The organism is Streptomyces albireticuli (assembly GCF_002192455.1).
In the GTDB taxonomy this organism is placed as follows: domain Bacteria; phylum Actinomycetota; class Actinomycetes; order Streptomycetales; family Streptomycetaceae; genus Streptomyces; species Streptomyces albireticuli_B.
In genome coordinates, this window is sequence record NZ_CP021744.1 from 2603959 (window position 1) to 2619866 (window position 15908).

Here is a 15908-nt window from a genome sequence, read left to right on the forward strand (position 1 = left end):
CTGGGTTCCCTGCTCTCCTTGTTGGGCCCGAAGTATTTCTTCTCCGGGGTGTGGTGCCCACAGCGGTCGCGCTGCGGGCCCCCGGAGGACACCGTCGGCCCAACCCGGGCCGTCAGTCATGCTCTTGAATTGGTGGCTGGTCAGCCGGCCATCCGCCGGTCCGCCTCGGCGAGACGGTCCGCGATGCTGCCGTTGATGACCTCGTCGCCGATCCGCACCTGGACACCACCGAGGATCTCGGGGTCCACGTCCAGGTTGAGGTGGACACGACGGCCGTACAGCTTGGCCAGGACGTCACCGAGGCGCTGCTTCTGGGCATCGCTCATCGGCACCGCGGAGGTGACCTCCGCGACCATCCGGTCCCGGCGGTCGGCGGCCTGCTTGGAGAGGGCGTTCAGCCCTGACTCCAGGCTACGACCACGCGGCGCGGTCACCAATCGGGCCACGAGCCGCTCGGTGACCGGGTTGGCCCGGCCGCCCAGGAGCTCACGGACCAGCCCGGCCTTGGCCGTGCGGTCCGCGACCTTGTCCGTCAGCGCGGAGCGGAGCTCGCTGCTGGAGCTCACGATCCGGCCGAAGCGGAACAGCTCGTCCTCGACGTCGTCCAGGACACCCGCGCGCTCGGCGGCGATGAGGTCGGCACCGGAGGCGAGCTCCTCGGCCGCGTCCACCAGGTCACGCGAGCGCGACCAGCGGGAGCGGACCATGCCGGCCAGCAGGTCCGCGGTCTCGCCGCCGACCTGTCCGCCGATCAGACGCCGGGCCAGCTCGGCCTTGGCCTCGCCGCCCTGCGCCGGGTCGGTGAGGACCCGACGCAGCGAGACCTCGCGGTCGAGCAGCCCGGTGACCGCGGCGAGCTCGTCGGCGAGCTTCGCCGCGTCCACGGACGTGTTGTCCGCGAGTGCGTCGAGGCTCTCGCGTGCGGAGGCCAGTGCCTCCCGGCTCGCTCCGCTCATCGGGTGGCCTCGGCCTTCTTCTGGTCGGCCGCCTTGGCCTCGAGGTCATCGAGGAAGCGGTCGACGGTACGGCTCTGCCGGGACGCGTCCCCGAGGGACTCGCCGACGATCCGGCCGGCCAGGTCGCCGGCGAGCTTGCCCACGTCCTGGCGGAGCGAGGCCGCGGCGGCCTTGCGGTCGGCCTCGATCTGGGCGTGACCGGCAGCGATGATCTCCTCGCGCTGGCGCTGGCCCTCGGACCGCATGTCGGCGATCAGCGCGACACCCTGTTCCTGGGCTTCCTGGCGCAGCCGGGAGGCCTCGTGGCGGGCATCGGCGAGCTGCGCCCGGTAGTCCTCGAGCACCTGCTGAGCCTCGGCCTGGGCGGCCTCGGCCTTCTCCATGCCGCCTTCGATGGCCTCGCGACGCTCGTCCAGAGACTTGTTGATCGTCGGGAGGAGCTTCTTGGCGAGGAAGAAGAAGACGATGGCGAAGGCGATCAGGCCGATGACGAGCTCTGGGAGCGGCGGGAGGAGGGGGGGTTCCATTTCCCCCTCCGACGCCAACATCAGGGCGTTCACATCAATGCCTTCCGTCGAAAACAGTGGTCGTCAGGCTGCGATCAGGCAGACGGGTAGACGAACGGCATGACCAGACCGATCAGGGCGAGCGCCTCACAGAAGGCGAAGCCGAGGATCTGGTTGGCGCGGATCAGGCCGGCGGCCTCGGGCTGGCGGGCCAGCGCCTGGGTGCCGTTACCGAAGACGATGCCGACGCCGACGCCGGGGCCGATCGCGGCGAGGCCGTAGCCGATCGAGCCCAGGTTGCCCTTGATCTCGACACCAGCGGCGATGGTCTGGAGAGCAGCAGACATGCTCGTTCTTCCTTCTCTTTCACGGACCGGTGGGGGTTGGCCACCGGACGATTGCGTGGACGGGGGTCCGGGTGGGGCTCAGTGATGCTCGGCGAGAGCGCCCTGGACGTAGTTGGTGGCCAGCAGCACGAAGACGTACGCCTGGACGGCCTGGATGAAGAGCTCGAAGGCGGTCATCACGATGGTCATCACGAAGGACACACCGGCGTAGGCGATCCCGATGCCGTTCAGCAGGTACCAGCTGGCGACCGTGAACATCAGGATCAGCAGGTGGCCGGCGAACATGTTGGCGAAGAGTCGGACCGCGTGGGTGAACGGGCGGATGATCACGTTCGAGAAGAACTCGAGGACCACTGCCAGCGGGAGGATCGGTCCCAGCGCCTTGTCGTAGCCCGTGATGTTCTTCAGGCCGCCGATGAAGCCGTGCTTCTTGAACGTCAGGTACATCCAGAGGACGTAGACGATCAGGGCGAGCGCCGCCGGGAAGGCGATGATCGAGGTCACGGGGAACTGGGCGACCGGAATGATCGACCAGAGATTCATGATCCAGACAAAGAAGAACAGCGAGACCATCAGGGGGACGTACTTCTCGCCCTCCTTCTTGCCGAGCGCCTCATAGACGATGCCGCGGCGCACGAAGTCGTAGCCCGCCTCACCGACCATCTGCAACTTGCCCGGGACCACCTTGGCCCGGCCGAACGCCGCCCAGAAGAAACCGATGATCACGACCGTGCTCAGCACGGCCAGCAGCATCGGCTTGTTGAAGTCGAAGCCGCCAATGCTGAAGATCGGTTCGAACAGGAACGAGTGAAGCCCTGGGGCCGGGAAGCCGCACCCATCGAAGATGTGGCAATCGGTCTCGAAGGCGAGCATCTGGTCAGCACTCACCGCGAGCTCCTTCAGCGTGGCGCATAGGTACGGCAACCTCGTTGTGTCGGCACGGCGCGCAGCCGCGGAACGGCACTGGACTGGTCATGCGGATGGGGGGCGTGATCGGCGCGGGGCCGGTCGGGGTATTCGGCATCAGCTGCATGGACCGCCGATTCCGTCCCGGAAAACTCGGGAGTTCAGCCGCCTGCGCCCACTGTGCCTCAGATGGCACCGGACGATAGCAGGTGAGCGCCGGCACCTTTATTCCGGCCCTACCGGTCACGTCGGAGACCCGGCGGGCGTGGTGTTCTTCGCCTCGGCGGATTCCGGATCCACATAGAGGATCTTGGCCTTCAGATACGCCCGCGTCTGGGCGGCGGTCCACACGAGGACCGCGGCGAGCAGGGAGAACGCGAAGGCCCGGGTGTTGAAGAGCGACGTGTCCCGGAAGACCGCGAGCACGACGGCCGCGATCAGGAACTGCGTCACATAGAGAACCAGGCCCATGGCCTGGAACAAGTGCGGGAAGGACTTGGCCGTGCGCTGGAGAACGTAGAGCCCCATGGCCATGACGCCGCCCGCGACCAGCGTGCCGACGGCACCGCCGATCGCGCCCTTGCCCCCGGCCAGCGCTCCGCTGACGGCGACTGCGACAACACCGGCGGCGGCGGTCGGGACGGCGCACTGAAGGAGTGTTCGGGCGTCGTTGGACTGCATGAAGGGTTTCTCCGGCGATCGGAAGCAACGATTCGTCGTGAACGAGCGTATCCCCGGGAGTGAGACATGGACTCGCGACGAAGGGCCGCCGCACTACGGTCCTTCGGCTTCAGCACCGGGTTTCGTGAACGGTATCACAAACTATTTGATGAGGTCTTTACCTACATCGTGTGCTCGACGTCACACGCAGGAGTGAAGTGGCTGGTCATAGCGCTGACGAGACCCTGATTCCTCTGCTAGAGGCCCGTCCTCCGTTTGGCCTCCTGTGACCTCTCCGTGACCGATCGGCTCCGGCCCGCTCCTGACCGGTTCGGACCGCTTCGGGCTGGTTCGGCCCGAAGCAGGCCTCGCCGCCGTCCGGGAGTCCCCGCCTCAGCGGGGGCTGCTGATCTTCCGTGCGTGGCTGAACCGCGAGCGGTCGCCGATGGCCGTCGCGCCGTGCAGTCCGGCCGGGACGGGCTCCCGCTCCCCGGCGGTCGCGGCCCCCGCGTCGGCCTCCGCACCCACCGCGGTGGCGCCGTGCAGACCCGCCGCGTCGGCGGCGGCCGCGGCCTCGGCCGGGCTCAGGGCACCGGCGGGGGCGGCCACCGCCCGGCGGCGGTAGCGCGGCGGCACGAAGGACTCGGCCCAGCGGGGCGCGCGCGGCTTGAAGCGCGGCAGCAGCAGGAGGACCAGACCGACCGCGCTCAGGGCGACGATCAGCAGCACGATCCAGACACTCGCCGAGTGCACGGAGTAGGCCACCGTGCCGAAGCCGATGAGCGCCGACCAGAAGTACATGATCAGGACGGCCCGGCTGTGCGAGTGCCCGAGCTCCAGCAGCCGGTGGTGCAGATGGCCGCGGTCCGCGGCGAACGGCGACTGGCCGTTCCAGGTCCGCCGGACGATCGCCAGCAGCAGGTCCGCGACCGGCACCGCGATGACCGTCAGCGGCAGCAGCAGCGGGATGTAGACCGGCACCATCGTCTGCACGGCGTTCCGCTCGCCGCCGACCTGCTGGTAGAGCAGGTCGGGGTCGACCTGGCCGGTGATGGAGATGGCGCCCGCGGCCAGCACCAGCCCGATGAGCATCGAGCCGGAGTCGCCCATGAAGATGCGCGCGGGGTGCATGTTGTGCGGCAGGAAGCCCAGGCACATGCCCATCAGGACGGCGGCGAACAGCGTCGCGGGCGCGGCCGCCTCCACGTTGTGGCCGAACCACAGGCGGTACGCGTAGAGGAAGAACGCCGCGGCGGCGATGCAGACCATGCCCGAGGCGAGGCCGTCCAGGCCGTCGACGAAATTGACCGCGTTGATGGTGATCACGACCAGCGCGACGGTGAGCAGCGTGCCCTGCATCGAGGTCAGGGAGACGGTGCCGACGCCGGGCACCGGGATCCACAGGATGGTCAGGCCCTGGAGCACCATCACACCGGCGGCGATCATCTGGCCGCCCAGCTTCACCAGGGCGTCGACGCCCCACTTGTCGTCCAGGACGCCCAGGATCCAGATCAGGCCGGCGCCGGAGAGCAGCGCCCGGGGTTCGCTGCCGAGCTCGAAGACCTTGCCGAGGTTCGACAGGTGCGCGGCGACCAGCAGCCCCGCGCACAGCCCGCCGAACATCGCGATACCGCCGAGGCGTGGCGTCGGTTCGCGGTGCACGTCGCGCGCGCGGATCTCCGGCATGGCCCCGGCCACGATCGCGAACTTCCGCACCGGCCCCGTCAGCAGATAGGTGACCGCGGCGGTGACGCACAACGTCAGCAGGTATTCACGCACGGGCTGCCCCAGAGATCTCGCTGGACATCACAGCCCCACACCATATTCGCGTCCGACCCCGATCCGTGAATACAGCTCAAGACGAGCGGCCATCCCGCGATGGTTGCAGCTCCCGGATGTGATCCGGGTAAGGAGGGTAGGGCGGGAAGGTGGTCACCAGCTCGGCGACCGCCGCGCGGGTCCCCCGGGTGTCCCTGGTCTCTCCCGCACCGGCTCCCCCGGGGCCCTCGCCCCGCAGCGCGGCCCCCATGAGCACCGCGATCCGGGCCATCTCGGGCTCGCGCATGCCCTGGGTGGTGACCGCCGCGGCGCCCAGCCGCAGACCGGGGGCGCTCCCGTGCGGCAGCCCGCAGGTGTCCAGGACGATGCCGCAGGCCGCGAGCCTGCCGCGGGCCGTGACGGCGTCCAGGGCGAGCCCGGAGACGTCGACGGTCATCATGTGCGTGTCGGTGCCTCCCGTGGTCACCGTGAGGCCCTCAGCGGCCAGGGCGGCGGCAAGCGTGCGGGCGTTGGCCACGACCTGATGGGCGTACGCGGTGAAGGCGGGTGCGGTGGCCTCGCCGAAGGCGACGGCCTTGGCCGCGACGGTGTGCATCTGGCCGCCGCCCTGGGTGAAGGGGAAGACCGCCCGGTCGATCCTGCTCGCGAGGCCGGCCCGGCACAGCAGCAGCCCGCCGCGCGGGCCGCGCAGCACCTTGTGGGTGGTGGCGCAGACCACGTCCGCGTACGGGACGGGGCTGGGCGCCGCTCCCCCGGCGATCAGCCCGATCGGGTGGGCGGCGTCCGCGACGAGGTAGGCGCCCACCTCGTCGGCGATGTCGCGGAAGGCGGCGTAGTCGGGGTGGCGGGGGTAGGAGATCGAGCCGCAGACGAGGGCCTTGGGCCGGTGCTCGCGGGCGAGGGCGCGCACCTGGTCGTAGTCGATCAGGCCGGTGTCACGGCGGACGCCGTAGCCGACGAAGTCGAACCAGCGGCCGGAGAAGTTCGCCGGGGAGCCGTGGGTGAGGTGGCCGCCCTGCGGCAGGGCCATGGCGAGCACGGTGTCCCCGGGGCACAGCAGCGCGGCGTAGGCGGCGAGGACGGCGGACGAGCCGGAGTGCGGCTGGACGTTGGCGTGCTCGGCGCCGAAGAGGGCCTTGGCCCGGTCGACGGCGATCCGCTCGGCGAGGTCGACCAGCTCGCAGCCGCCGTGGTGCCGGGCGCCCGGATAGCCCTCCGCGTACTTGTTGGCCAGCGGGGAGCCGAGGGTGGCGAGGACGGCGGGCGAGGTGAAGTTCTCGGCCGCGATGAGCTGGAGGCCGTCGGCCTGGCGGCGGGCCTCGCCGGCGAGGATCCCGGCGAGCTCGGGGTCCTGCCGCAGCAGGGCCTCGAAGCCGCCCTCCCAGACGGGGCGCGGCGCGGCCGCGGCCTCGGCGGCGGCGGGGGGCGCGCCGGGGTCACGGGTCGAAGCTCGGGTGGCGGGCATCGCTGCCTCCGGCCTGTGCGGCGCGATGGTCTTGGCACCAATGTAGGCCCACGCCGGGGCATATGCCCGGTAGCTGCCCGGCGAATGTCCGGCGTTCACCGCCGTGCCCGCTCCCGGCCGGGAGCGGTGGCCCCGCCCGTCGGTGGTCACCGGCCGTCCCGGCCCGGTGGACGGGTGGTCAGGGCCGGCCGGCGACCCCGGTGAGCGCGGTGAGGACCGGGTCGAGCGCCTGGTTGATCTCGTCGCCGATGGAACGGAAGAAGGTGATGGGAGCGCCGTACGGGTCGTGGACCTCGTCCGCCTCCGCGTTCGGGGCCAGCAGCCAGCCGCGCAGCGCGGCGGCGGCCTGGACCAGGGCGCGGGCGCGGTCGACCACCCCGCCGGCCCGGGCCGGGTCGGGGAGGGTCGCGGGGTCTATGGCCCGTACGAGCCGGGTGAACTCCTTGAGCGTGAAAGTACGCAGGCCCGCCGAGTGGCCCATGGAGATGACCTGGGCGCGGTGGTCGCGGGTGGCGGTGAGCACCAGGTCCGCGCGGATCACGTGCTCGTCGAGCAGCTCACGGCCGATGAAGCCGTGCGGGTCGGCGCCGAGGTCGGCCAGGACGGTGGCGGCGTGCGCCTCCATCGGGGCGCCCTCGTGGCCCCAGGTGCCCGCGCTCTCCACCACCAGGCCGCCGGCGAAGGGGTCGCCGAGGCGGTCGGCGAGGGCATGCCGGGACAGCCGCTCGGTGATGGGCGAGCGGCAGACGTTGCCGGTGCTGACGTGGAGGATGCGGAAGGTGTCGGTGGTGCTGTCCGTGCCCGGTCCCGCTATGCCACGCCCCTGCGGGGCGATCAATTCGCCACCTCGAGGTCGGGTACTACCTCGCGCAGCTGCTCGGCGCTGATGGCACCGGCGCGCAGCAGGACGGGGACCTTGCCGGTGACGTCCACGATGGAGGACGGCACGTCGGCGGGGGTGGGGCCGCCGTCGAGGTAGACGGAGACGGAGTCGCCGAGCATCTCCTGGGCGGCGTCGCAGTCCTGCGGCGCCGGGTGCCCGGTGAGGTTGGCGCTGGAGACGGCCATCGGGCCGAACTCGGTCAGCAGCTCGATGGCGACGGGGTGCAGCGGCATCCGGACCGCCACCGTGCCGTGGGTCTCCCCGAGGTCCCAGGTGAGCGACGGCTGGTGGTTGGCGACGAGGGTCAGCGCACCGGGCCAGAAGGCGTCGACGAGCTCCCAGGCCTGCTCGGAGAAGTCCGTGACGAGGCCGTGCAGGGTGTTCGGGGAGCCGACCAGGACGGGCGAGGGCATGCCCCGGCCGCGGCCCTTGGCCTCCAGGAGGCCGCCCACGGCGTCCCCGCTGAAGGCGTCCGCGCCGATCCCGTACACGGTGTCGGTGGGCAGCACGACCAGCTCACCGCGGCGGACCGCGGCCACCGCCTCACGCAGACCGGTCTTACGGTCGGTCGCGTCGCTGCAGTCGTATCGCCGTGCCATTTAACGGACCTCCTCGTACGGGGCGAACAGGGCAGATGTCTGGGGAGCCGCGGTCACGGCATCGCCTTCCGCGCGGTCGCGAAGCGCGGGCGGTTGTTGAGGTCGGGGTGATCGGCGGCGTCCGCCCATCCCGACTCCTCAGCGAAGATCCACGGCACCTGGCCGCCCTGGGTGTCGGCGTGCTCGATCACGACGACGCCGCCGGGGCGCAGCAGCCGGTGGGCGGTGCGCTCGATGCCGCGGATGGTGTCGAGGCCGTCCTCGCCGGAGAAGAGCGCCAGCTCGGGGTCGTGGTCGCGGGCCTCGGGGGCGACGTACTCCCACTCGGTGAGCGGGATGTACGGCGGGTTGCTGACGACCAGGTCGACCTGGCCGTCGAGCTCGGGCAGCGCCGTGAGGGCGTTGCCGTGGTGGAGGGTGACGCGGGAGCCCTCGACGTTCTTGCGGGCCCAGCCGAGCGCGGTCTCGTCCAGCTCCACGGCGTGCACCCGGGAGCGGGGCACCTCCTGGGCCAGGGCGAGCGCGATGGCGCCGGAGCCGGTGCACAGGTCGACGATCAGGGGCTCGACGACGTCCATGGCGCGCACGGCGTCTATGGCCCAGCCGACGACCGACTCGGTCTCGGGGCGGGGCACGAAGACGCCGGGGCCGACCTGGAGCTCCAGGTAGCGGAAGAAGGCGCGGCCGGTGATGTGCTGGAGGGGCTCACGGGCCTCGCGGCGGGCGACGGCCTCCCAGTAGCGGGCGTCGAAGTCGGCGTCCGCGACGTTGTGCAGCTCACCCCGCTTGACGCCGTGCACGAAGGCGGCGAGCTCCTCCGCGTCGAAGCGCGGCGAAGGTACGCCGGCGTCGGCCAGCCGCTGGGTGGCTTGCGCCACCTCGGCGAGCAGCAGGTTCACGGTGGTCCTCTCGCGCGTTCGTACGGTGTCGTCGGTCTCCCCCGGCTCACGCCGGGAGGTGCCCCCGGCCGGGCCGGGGGCGTCGGGCCCGCCCGGCGGGCGGGACGGGCCTGACGTGGCCGGTCAGCCGGCGGCGGCCAGCTTCGCGGCGGAGTCGGCGTCGACGCAGGCCTGGATCACCGCGTCCAGGTCGCCGTCGAGCACCTGGTCCAAGTTGTACGCCTTGAAGCCGACCCGGTGGTCCGAGATGCGGTTTTCCGGGAAGTTGTACGTCCGGATCTTCTCGGAGCGGTCGACGGTGCGGACCTGGCTGCGGCGCGCGTCGGCGGCCTCGGCCTCGGCCTTCTCCTGGGCGGCGGCGAGCAGTCGCGAGCGCAGGATGCGCAGGGCCTGCTCCTTGTTCTGGAGCTGGCTCTTCTCGTTCTGGCAGGAGGCGACGACGCCGGTCGGCAGGTGGGTGATGCGGACGGCGGAGTCCGTGGTGTTGACGGACTGGCCGCCGGGGCCGGAGGAGCGGTAGACGTCGATGCGCAGATCGTTCATGTTGATCTCGACGTCGACCTCCTCGGCCTCGGGCGTGACGAGCACGCCGGCGGCGGAGGTGTGGATGCGGCCCTGGGACTCGGTGGCCGGCACGCGCTGGACGCGGTGCACGCCGCCCTCGTACTTCAGCCGGGCCCAGACGCCCTGGCCGGGCTCGGTGGCGCCGTTGCCGCCCTTGGTCTTCACCGCGACCTGGACGTCCTTGTAGCCGCCGAGCTCGGACTCGGTGGAGTCGATGATCTCGGTCTTCCAGCCGACGCGCTCGGCGTAGCGCAGGTACATGCGCAGCAGGTCGCCGGCGAAGAGCGCCGACTCGTCGCCGCCGGCGCCGGCCTTGACCTCGAGGATGACGTCCTTGTCGTCACTGGGGTCGCGGGGCACCAGCAGCAGGCGCAGCTTCTCGGTGAGGGCCTCGCGCTGCTTGTCCAGCTCCTTGACCTCGGCGGCGAAGTCGGGGTCGACCTGGGCCAGCTCGCGCGCGGTCTCGATGTCGTCGCCGGCCTGCTTCCAGGAACGGTAGGTCGCGACGATCGGCGTCAGCTCGGCGTAGCGCTTGTTGAGCTTGCGGGCGTTGGCCTGGTCCGCGTGTACGGCGGGGTCGGCGAGCCGCTTCTCGAGGTCGGCGTGCTCACCGATCAGTTCCTCGACTGCCTCGAACATCAAGTTTCCCTAGCTGGAAGTGACGGGCCTGCTGGACGACAAAGCGCCGGTCCGGTCACCCCTCGCGCGCGAAGGGCGACCGGGAACCGGCGCCTGCGGGTCGCTACTTCTTGGCAGCGGCGGCCTTGCCGAAGCGGGCCTCGAACCGCGCCACGCGGCCACCGGTGTCGAGGATCTTCTGCTTGCCCGTGTAGAACGGGTGGCACTCGGAGCAGACGTCGGCACGGATGGTGCCGTCGGCGACGGTGCTACGGGTGGTGAACGACGCGCCACAGGTGCAGCTGACCTGGGTCTCGACGTAATCCGGGTGGATGTCGCGCTTCAAGGGATCTCCTAGGTTCGGGAGGGCGCCGGGTCGCAGGGCGGGATTGCCTTACGTGAACCGGGGCCGACGTACCAGTTTGCCAGGACTGGCCGTATCCCCCAAAACGAGAGGTGGCGGCCGGTTATTCCACCGGCCGTTTCCCCTGGTGCCCCGGGGGACGGCGGGCTATTTGACGACGCCCTCGGCCCCGGTCCTGGCGCCCGCGGCCTCCTTGAGCACGGACTCCGGGATCTCCCGGTCGCCGCGCAGCGCCGTCCAGAGCGGCTCGGTGGCCTCGGCCACCGGGACCACCCGGTTGTGGTCCAGGGGGTCGTCCGCGACCGGCAGGGTCACCATCTGCATGTCGTCGGAGCCGATGCCCTTGAGGCCGTTGGCGAACGAGTACAGCTTGTCGACGGAGGCCAGCTCGCGGTCGGTGGTGAGCGCCTTGGTGGCGGTGTCGGCGATCCCGTAGAGCTTGGTGGGGCTGGTGAACAGGCCGACGTGCTTGATCTGGTCCAGCAGCGCCTTGATGAACGCCTGCTGGAGCTTGATCCGGCCGAGGTCGCCGCCGTCGCCCACGCCGTGCCGGGTGCGGACCAGGCCGAGGGACTGCTCGCCGTTGAGGGTGTGGGTGCCCGCCGCCAGGTCGAGGTGGCTCCACTTGTCCTTGATCGGCTTGGTGGTGGTGACCTCGACGCCGCCGAGCTTGTCGATCAGCTTCTGGAAGCCGGCGAAGTCGACCTCCAGGTAGTGATCCATCCGGATGTTGGTCATCTTCTCGACGGTCGCGACCGCGCAGCTCGCGCCGCCCACCGAGTACGCCTCGTTGAACTGGGCGCGCTTGACGGCCGGGGACTTCTTCCCGTCGGGCGTCCGGCACTCCGGGCGGGGCACGATGGTGTCCCGGGGGATGCTGACGACGCTGGCCTTCTTGTGACCCGCGTAGACGTGGACGATCATCGCCGTGTCGGAGCGGGAGCTGCCCTCGTCCTTGCCGTAGGCGCTGTTGGCGCCGGCCCGGGAGTCGGAGCCGAGGACGAGGATGTCCTGGGAGCCGTTGTCGACGTTCTCGGGGCGGTTCTTGCCCAGGGCCGCGTTGATGTCGACGCTGTGCAGGTTGCCGTTGAACTTGAAGTACAGGACGCCGGCGCCCGCGCCGGCCACGAGGACGAGCCCGCCGGCCGTCCACAGGGCTATTCGGCCCTTGCGGCGGGTGCGGACCTTGCGACGGCGGCCGCCGGACCCGCGGGCACGGCGGCGGTGCGCTCCCGCCCTCGTGCTCTTGCTGTCGTCAGCCATCGTCGTGTCCCTCTGTTCTCCGCTGGTTCTCGGCTACCCCCGCCGATCCGGCCACCCGGGGTGGCCGGGGTCCGCCGTCATCTCTCATGACGGGGAAGCCTGCGTCAGGGTTGCACAGCGGTTTCTGAGGACCTTCTTAGAAAACGGGTGGCGGCGGGGGTGCGAATGGATCTTTCACCCCCATCGCGACCTGCGCTTTCGGCCAATGCGGGGATATCGGTTCCGGCCATCTCGGGGGTCCGGCCCTGTGGTGCATCTCTCAAAAGGTCACGGGGAGGTCACGGCGGGGTTTTCCCCGGTCCCGCCCCTTCCCGTAACCGGGGGCTGACGCCCCCGGGCCCCCGGCCGCGCTGACGCGCGGTGGCCTCAAACGCCAACCGGGCTGATTTCGCCCCTGCCCGCGGCCGGCTCTCCCCTGCGCCAGGGCTTTCCGGCCCGGTTCCGGGCGAGAACTCAGCCCGTCCGGGGGTACCTCCCAGTGGTAGCTGGGGGAGTTTCAGGACCGGGGTCCGGGGCGGAGCCCCGGTTCGGGAAGGGGCGGGGTGGGGGCAAAGCCCCGCGCAGCGGCACCCGCACCCGCCCAGGCATACGCGCGGGGCCTCCCCGCCACAGACATGGCGGGGAGGCCCCGGTGGTGCGCTACAGCGCCGCGAACCGCGCTCAGTCGTTGCCGTTGGACGGCGTCGTCTTCGCGATCTGCATCAGGAACTCGGCGTTGGACTTCGTCTGCTTCATCTTGTCGAGAAGCAGCTCGATGGCCTGCTGCGAGTCGAGCGCGTGCAGCACCCGCCGCAGCTTCCAGACGATCGCCAGCTCGTCGGCGCCCAGGAGGATCTCCTCCTTGCGGGTGCCGGACGGGTCGACGTCGACCGCCGGGAAGATGCGCTTGTCGGCGAGCTTCCGGTCGAGCTTGAGCTCCATGTTGCCGGTGCCCTTGAACTCCTCGAAGATCACCTCGTCCATGCGCGAGCCGGTCTCGACCAGCGCGGTGGCCAGGATGGTCAGCGAGCCGCCGTCCTCGATGTTGCGCGCGGCGCCGAAGAACTTCTTCGGCGGGTAGAGCGCGGTCGAGTCGACACCACCGGACAGGATGCGGCCCGAGGCCGGGGCGGCCAGGTTGTAGGCGCGGCCCAGACGGGTGATCGAGTCCAGCAGGACGACCACGTCGTGACCCAGCTCCACGAGGCGCTTGGCGCGCTCGATGGCCAGCTCGGCGACGGTGGTGTGGTCCTCGGCCGGGCGGTCGAAGGTCGAGGAGATGACCTCGCCCTTGACCGACCGCTGCATGTCGGTGACCTCTTCCGGACGCTCGTCGACCAGGACGACCATCAGGTGGCACTCGGGGTTGTTGGTGGTGATCGCGTTGGCGATCGCCTGCATGATCATGGTCTTACCGGTCTTCGGCGGGGCCACGATCAGACCGCGCTGGCCCTTGCCGATGGGGGCGACCAGATCGATGATCCGGGTCGTCAGCACACCGGGGTCCGTCTCCAACCGCAGGCGGTCCTGCGGGTAGAGCGGGGTGAGCTTGTTGAACTCCGGGCGGCCACGGCCGGATTCGGCCGACATGCCGTTGGCCGAGTCAAGGCGGACAAGGGCGTTGAACTTCTCGCGCCGCTCGCCGTCCTTGGGCTGCCGCACCGCGCCGGTGACGTGGTCACCCTTGCGCAGGCCGTTCTTACGGACCTGGGCGAGGGAGACGTAGACGTCGTTCGGACCCGGGAGGTAGCCGGACGTCCGGATGAAGGCGTAGTTGTCGAGGATGTCCAGGATGCCCGCGACGGGGATCAGGACGTCGTCGTCGGAGACCTGCGGCTCGTTGCCGAAGCCCTCGTCGCGGCCACGGCGGCCACGGCGGTCGCGGTAGCGGCCGCGACGGCCACGGCGGCCGCCCTCGAAGTCGTCGTCGTCCTGCGGGCCGGCCTGGCCCGCGCCGCCCTGCGGCGCGCCACGGTTGTCGCGCTGCTGGCGGCCGGCGCCCTGACCGGCGTCCTCGCCGCGGTTGCCACGGCGGTCGCGGTCACGGTCGCCGCGCTGGCCGCGCTCGCCCCGCTCCCCACGCTCACCGCGCTCGCCACGGTCCTGGCGGTCGCGGCGGTCGCCCTTCTGGCCGCGCTCGGCGCGGTCCTGGCGGTCGGCGCCCTTGGCGCCCTTGCCCTCGGCGCTGTCCAGCGCCGTCTCGGCCTTGTCGGCCGCCCGGTCCTCGGTCCGCGCCTCGGCCTTGGCCTCGGCGGCGGGCTCGGGGCTGCCGGAGGGCGCGGTGGCCCGACGGCGGCGGCGCTCGCCGGCCGGCGCCTCGTCACTGCTCGGCTGGCCCGGGATCTCGATCTGCTGCTGGGCAGCGGCCTTCTCGGCGGGCTTGTCGGCCTTCTCGGCGGCCGCCTCGCCCGTACGGGCCTTGGAGGTGGCGCGGCGCTTCGGCTTGGTCTCGGCGGCCTGGTCGGAGGCCGTCTCGCCGGCCTTGGCGGGCGCGGCGGAGCCGCCGGCCTGCCGTTCCTTGATGACCTCGATCAGCTGGCCTTTACGCATCCGCGCGGTGCCCTTGATGCCGAGGCTGGAGGCGAGCTGCTGGAGCTCGGCCAGGACCATGGCGTCGAGGCCCGTGCCCGAGCGTCGCCGCTTGGGGGCGGTGGCAGCACCGGTGGCAGGCGCGGCGGGAGCGTCCGTGGCGGGCGCGGAGGCATTGCCGGCGGCACTGCTGGCAGTGCCGGAGGCGGTCACGCCCATCAGATCGGTGGTGTCGCTCACGAAGGGGTCCTTCCCTGGAGCGGGCGTCGGCCTGTCTGGCTCGGCGACCGGTTGTGCTGTCCGGCTGCGGTCTGGCTGTGCGGACCGGGCCGGGGCGGTGGTCCGCCGGTACGGCGGAAGAATCAGTTCATTGGTTCCGGCGTGAAGAAATGAGGTGAAGACATGACGCAAGAACTTCACTCATGTCACCCACGCCGATTCCGGAGCGTGCTCGAATCTGCTCAGGCAGGCTGCTCAGGCAGTTTGGGAGGCTCCCGGAAGAAAAGCGGTCCCTGATCGGGACACAGAGCACCGAGCCGATGTGGCTTCGAGTGCAGACTTGAGGTTAACACTACCGGATCCCACAAACATTCCCCCTCTCCAAGACCGGCAACCGCTATTTTTCGCGGGTCCCGGGTCGCCCCGGGTCCCGCGGTGTTCAGGCGAGCGGCAGCACGCTCGTCCCCCCGGCGTCGAGGGCCAGCCGGTTGGCCGCCCATCCCTCTCCCGCCAGCTGTGCGACCTTGTCGGCCGCACCGTTCTCGACCAGTGCGAGGACCGTGGGGCCCGCACCGGAGATGACCGCGGGGACGCCGTCCGCGCGCAGTCGGTTGACCAGGGCACCGCTCTCCGGCATCGCCGGGGCCCGGTAGTCCTGGTGGAGGCGGTCCTCGGTGGCCGGCAGCAGCAGCTCGGGGCGCCTGGTCATGGCCTCCACGAGCAGTGCCGCGCGACCCGCGTTGGCCGCCGCGTCCACATGGGGGACGCTGCGCGGCAGCAGCCCCCGGGCGGTCTCGGTCAGGACCGCGGTCGCGGGGACGAAGACCACCGGAACGATGGAATCCGCGGGGTTCATCCGAATGGCCCGCGCCACTCCGGACTCCATCCACGACAGGGTGAAGCCGCCGAGCAGACAGGCCGCGACGTTGTCCGGGTGCCCCTCGATCTCCGTGGCGAGCTCCAGCAGCGCCGCGTCGTCGAGCTTCTCGGCCCCGCCTATGGTCACGGCGCGGGCGGCGACTATCCCCGCGCAGATCGCGGCGGACGAGGAACCGAGGCCCCGGCCGTGCGGAATGCGGTTGGCGCAGACGACCTCGAGGCCGCGCGGCTGGCCGCCGAGCAGGTCGAAGGCGGTGCGCAGGGAGCGTACGAGCAGGTGGCTCTCGTCGCGCGGCAGGGTCTCGGCACCCTCGCCCGCGATGTCGATGTGCAGGCCGGATTCGGCCACCCGGACCACGATGTCGTCGTAGAGGCCCAGGGACAGGCCGAAGGCGTCGAAGCCCGGGCCGAGGTTCGCGCTGGTGGCGGGGGTGCGCACGCGGACAGCGGCGGCGCGGAAGGCGGGACCGGCCATCGCTCGATGACTCTCCTT

15 protein-coding genes are annotated in these 15908 nt (G+C 71.1%); all 15 read right to left on the minus strand.

Features of this window, described 5'->3' with window-relative positions; translation table 11 throughout:
• Nucleotides 1-140: 140 nt before the first annotated feature.
• Complete coding sequence (locus SMD11_RS10800; RefSeq protein WP_087926248.1) at nt 141-956, minus strand: F0F1 ATP synthase subunit delta; 816 nt, start codon at nt 954-956, stop codon at nt 141-143.
• A complete protein-coding gene (locus SMD11_RS10805) occupies nt 953-1504 on the minus strand; it encodes a F0F1 ATP synthase subunit B (protein ID WP_418952514.1) in 552 nt (183 codons plus the stop codon). Before SMD11_RS10805 ends, SMD11_RS10800 begins: the two co-directional genes overlap by 4 nt.
• Before the next feature lie 53 nt (nt 1505-1557).
• Nucleotides 1558-1809 carry an ATP synthase F0 subunit C gene (gene atpE / locus SMD11_RS10810; RefSeq protein WP_087926250.1) on the minus strand — a complete coding sequence of 84 codons (252 nt, stop codon included), beginning with the start codon at nt 1807-1809 and terminating at the stop codon, nt 1558-1560.
• A 78-nt stretch (nt 1810-1887) separates the two neighbouring features.
• Nucleotides 1888-2697 (minus strand): F0F1 ATP synthase subunit A, encoded by an 810-nt coding sequence (gene atpB / locus SMD11_RS10815; protein ID WP_087926251.1) that lies wholly within the window; start codon nt 2695-2697, stop codon nt 1888-1890.
• 261 nt (nt 2698-2958) lie between these two features.
• The gene (locus SMD11_RS10820) at nt 2959-3396 is read right to left on the minus strand and encodes a hypothetical protein (protein WP_087926252.1); all 438 of its coding nucleotides are present in this window, start codon (nt 3394-3396) and stop codon (nt 2959-2961) included.
• Nucleotides 3397-3768: 372 nt separating this feature from the next.
• Complete coding sequence (locus SMD11_RS10825) at nt 3769-5154, minus strand: MraY family glycosyltransferase (protein ID WP_199843843.1); 1386 nt, start codon at nt 5152-5154, stop codon at nt 3769-3771.
• 76 nt (nt 5155-5230) lie between these two features.
• Nucleotides 5231-6619, minus strand: coding sequence for a serine hydroxymethyltransferase (gene glyA, locus SMD11_RS10830; protein ID WP_087926254.1), 1389 nt, complete (start codon nt 6617-6619; stop codon nt 5231-5233).
• A 178-nt stretch (nt 6620-6797) separates the two neighbouring features.
• Nucleotides 6798-7457 (minus strand): protein-tyrosine-phosphatase, encoded by a 660-nt coding sequence (locus tag SMD11_RS10835; RefSeq protein WP_087926255.1) that lies wholly within the window; start codon nt 7455-7457, stop codon nt 6798-6800.
• On the minus strand, nt 7454-8101 hold the full coding sequence (locus tag SMD11_RS10840; protein WP_087926256.1) for an L-threonylcarbamoyladenylate synthase: 648 nt from the start codon (nt 8099-8101) through the stop codon (nt 7454-7456). The genes SMD11_RS10835 and SMD11_RS10840 overlap by 4 nt, the downstream gene beginning before the upstream one ends.
• Before the next feature lie 53 nt (nt 8102-8154).
• On the minus strand, nt 8155-9000 hold the full coding sequence (gene prmC / locus SMD11_RS10845) for a peptide chain release factor N(5)-glutamine methyltransferase (RefSeq protein WP_087926257.1): 846 nt from the start codon (nt 8998-9000) through the stop codon (nt 8155-8157).
• Nucleotides 9001-9123: 123 nt separating this feature from the next.
• Nucleotides 9124-10203 (minus strand): peptide chain release factor 1, encoded by a 1080-nt coding sequence (gene prfA / locus SMD11_RS10850; RefSeq protein WP_087926258.1) that lies wholly within the window; start codon nt 10201-10203, stop codon nt 9124-9126.
• Between the two features lie 103 nt (nt 10204-10306).
• Nucleotides 10307-10528 carry a 50S ribosomal protein L31 gene (gene rpmE / locus SMD11_RS10855; RefSeq protein WP_087926259.1) on the minus strand — a complete coding sequence of 74 codons (222 nt, stop codon included), beginning with the start codon at nt 10526-10528 and terminating at the stop codon, nt 10307-10309.
• 165 nt (nt 10529-10693) lie between these two features.
• On the minus strand, nt 10694-11809 hold the full coding sequence (locus SMD11_RS10860; RefSeq protein WP_087926260.1) for an LCP family protein: 1116 nt from the start codon (nt 11807-11809) through the stop codon (nt 10694-10696).
• Between the two features lie 660 nt (nt 11810-12469).
• On the minus strand, nt 12470-14557 hold the full coding sequence (gene rho / locus SMD11_RS10865; RefSeq protein WP_087926261.1) for a transcription termination factor Rho: 2088 nt from the start codon (nt 14555-14557) through the stop codon (nt 12470-12472).
• A 418-nt stretch (nt 14558-14975) separates the two neighbouring features.
• The gene (gene thrB / locus SMD11_RS10870) at nt 14976-15890 is read right to left on the minus strand and encodes a homoserine kinase (protein WP_087926262.1); all 915 of its coding nucleotides are present in this window, start codon (nt 15888-15890) and stop codon (nt 14976-14978) included.
• Nucleotides 15891-15908: the final 18 nt, after the last annotated feature.

What these genes read in the sequence shown, in the direction of transcription:
- SMD11_RS10800 (WP_087926248.1), bottom strand. Translation starts at nt 956, where the DNA reads ATGAGCGGAGCGAGCCGGGAGGCACTGGCCTCCGCACGCGAGAGCCTC.
- SMD11_RS10805 (WP_418952514.1), bottom strand. Translation starts at nt 1,504, where the DNA reads ATGTTGGCGTCGGAGGGGGAAATGGAACCCCCCCTCCTCCCGCCGCTC.
- atpE (WP_087926250.1), bottom strand. Translation starts at nt 1,809, where the DNA reads ATGTCTGCTGCTCTCCAGACCATCGCCGCTGGTGTCGAGATCAAGGGC.
- SMD11_RS10820 (WP_087926252.1), bottom strand. Translation starts at nt 3,396, where the DNA reads ATGCAGTCCAACGACGCCCGAACACTCCTTCAGTGCGCCGTCCCGACC.
- glyA (WP_087926254.1), bottom strand. Translation starts at nt 6,619, where the DNA reads ATGCCCGCCACCCGAGCTTCGACCCGTGACCCCGGCGCGCCCCCCGCC.
- SMD11_RS10840 (WP_087926256.1), bottom strand. Translation starts at nt 8,101, where the DNA reads ATGGCACGGCGATACGACTGCAGCGACGCGACCGACCGTAAGACCGGT.
- prfA (WP_087926258.1), bottom strand. Translation starts at nt 10,203, where the DNA reads ATGTTCGAGGCAGTCGAGGAACTGATCGGTGAGCACGCCGACCTCGAG.
- SMD11_RS10860 (WP_087926260.1), bottom strand. Translation starts at nt 11,809, where the DNA reads ATGGCTGACGACAGCAAGAGCACGAGGGCGGGAGCGCACCGCCGCCGT.
- thrB (WP_087926262.1), bottom strand. Translation starts at nt 15,890, where the DNA reads ATGGCCGGTCCCGCCTTCCGCGCCGCCGCTGTCCGCGTGCGCACCCCC.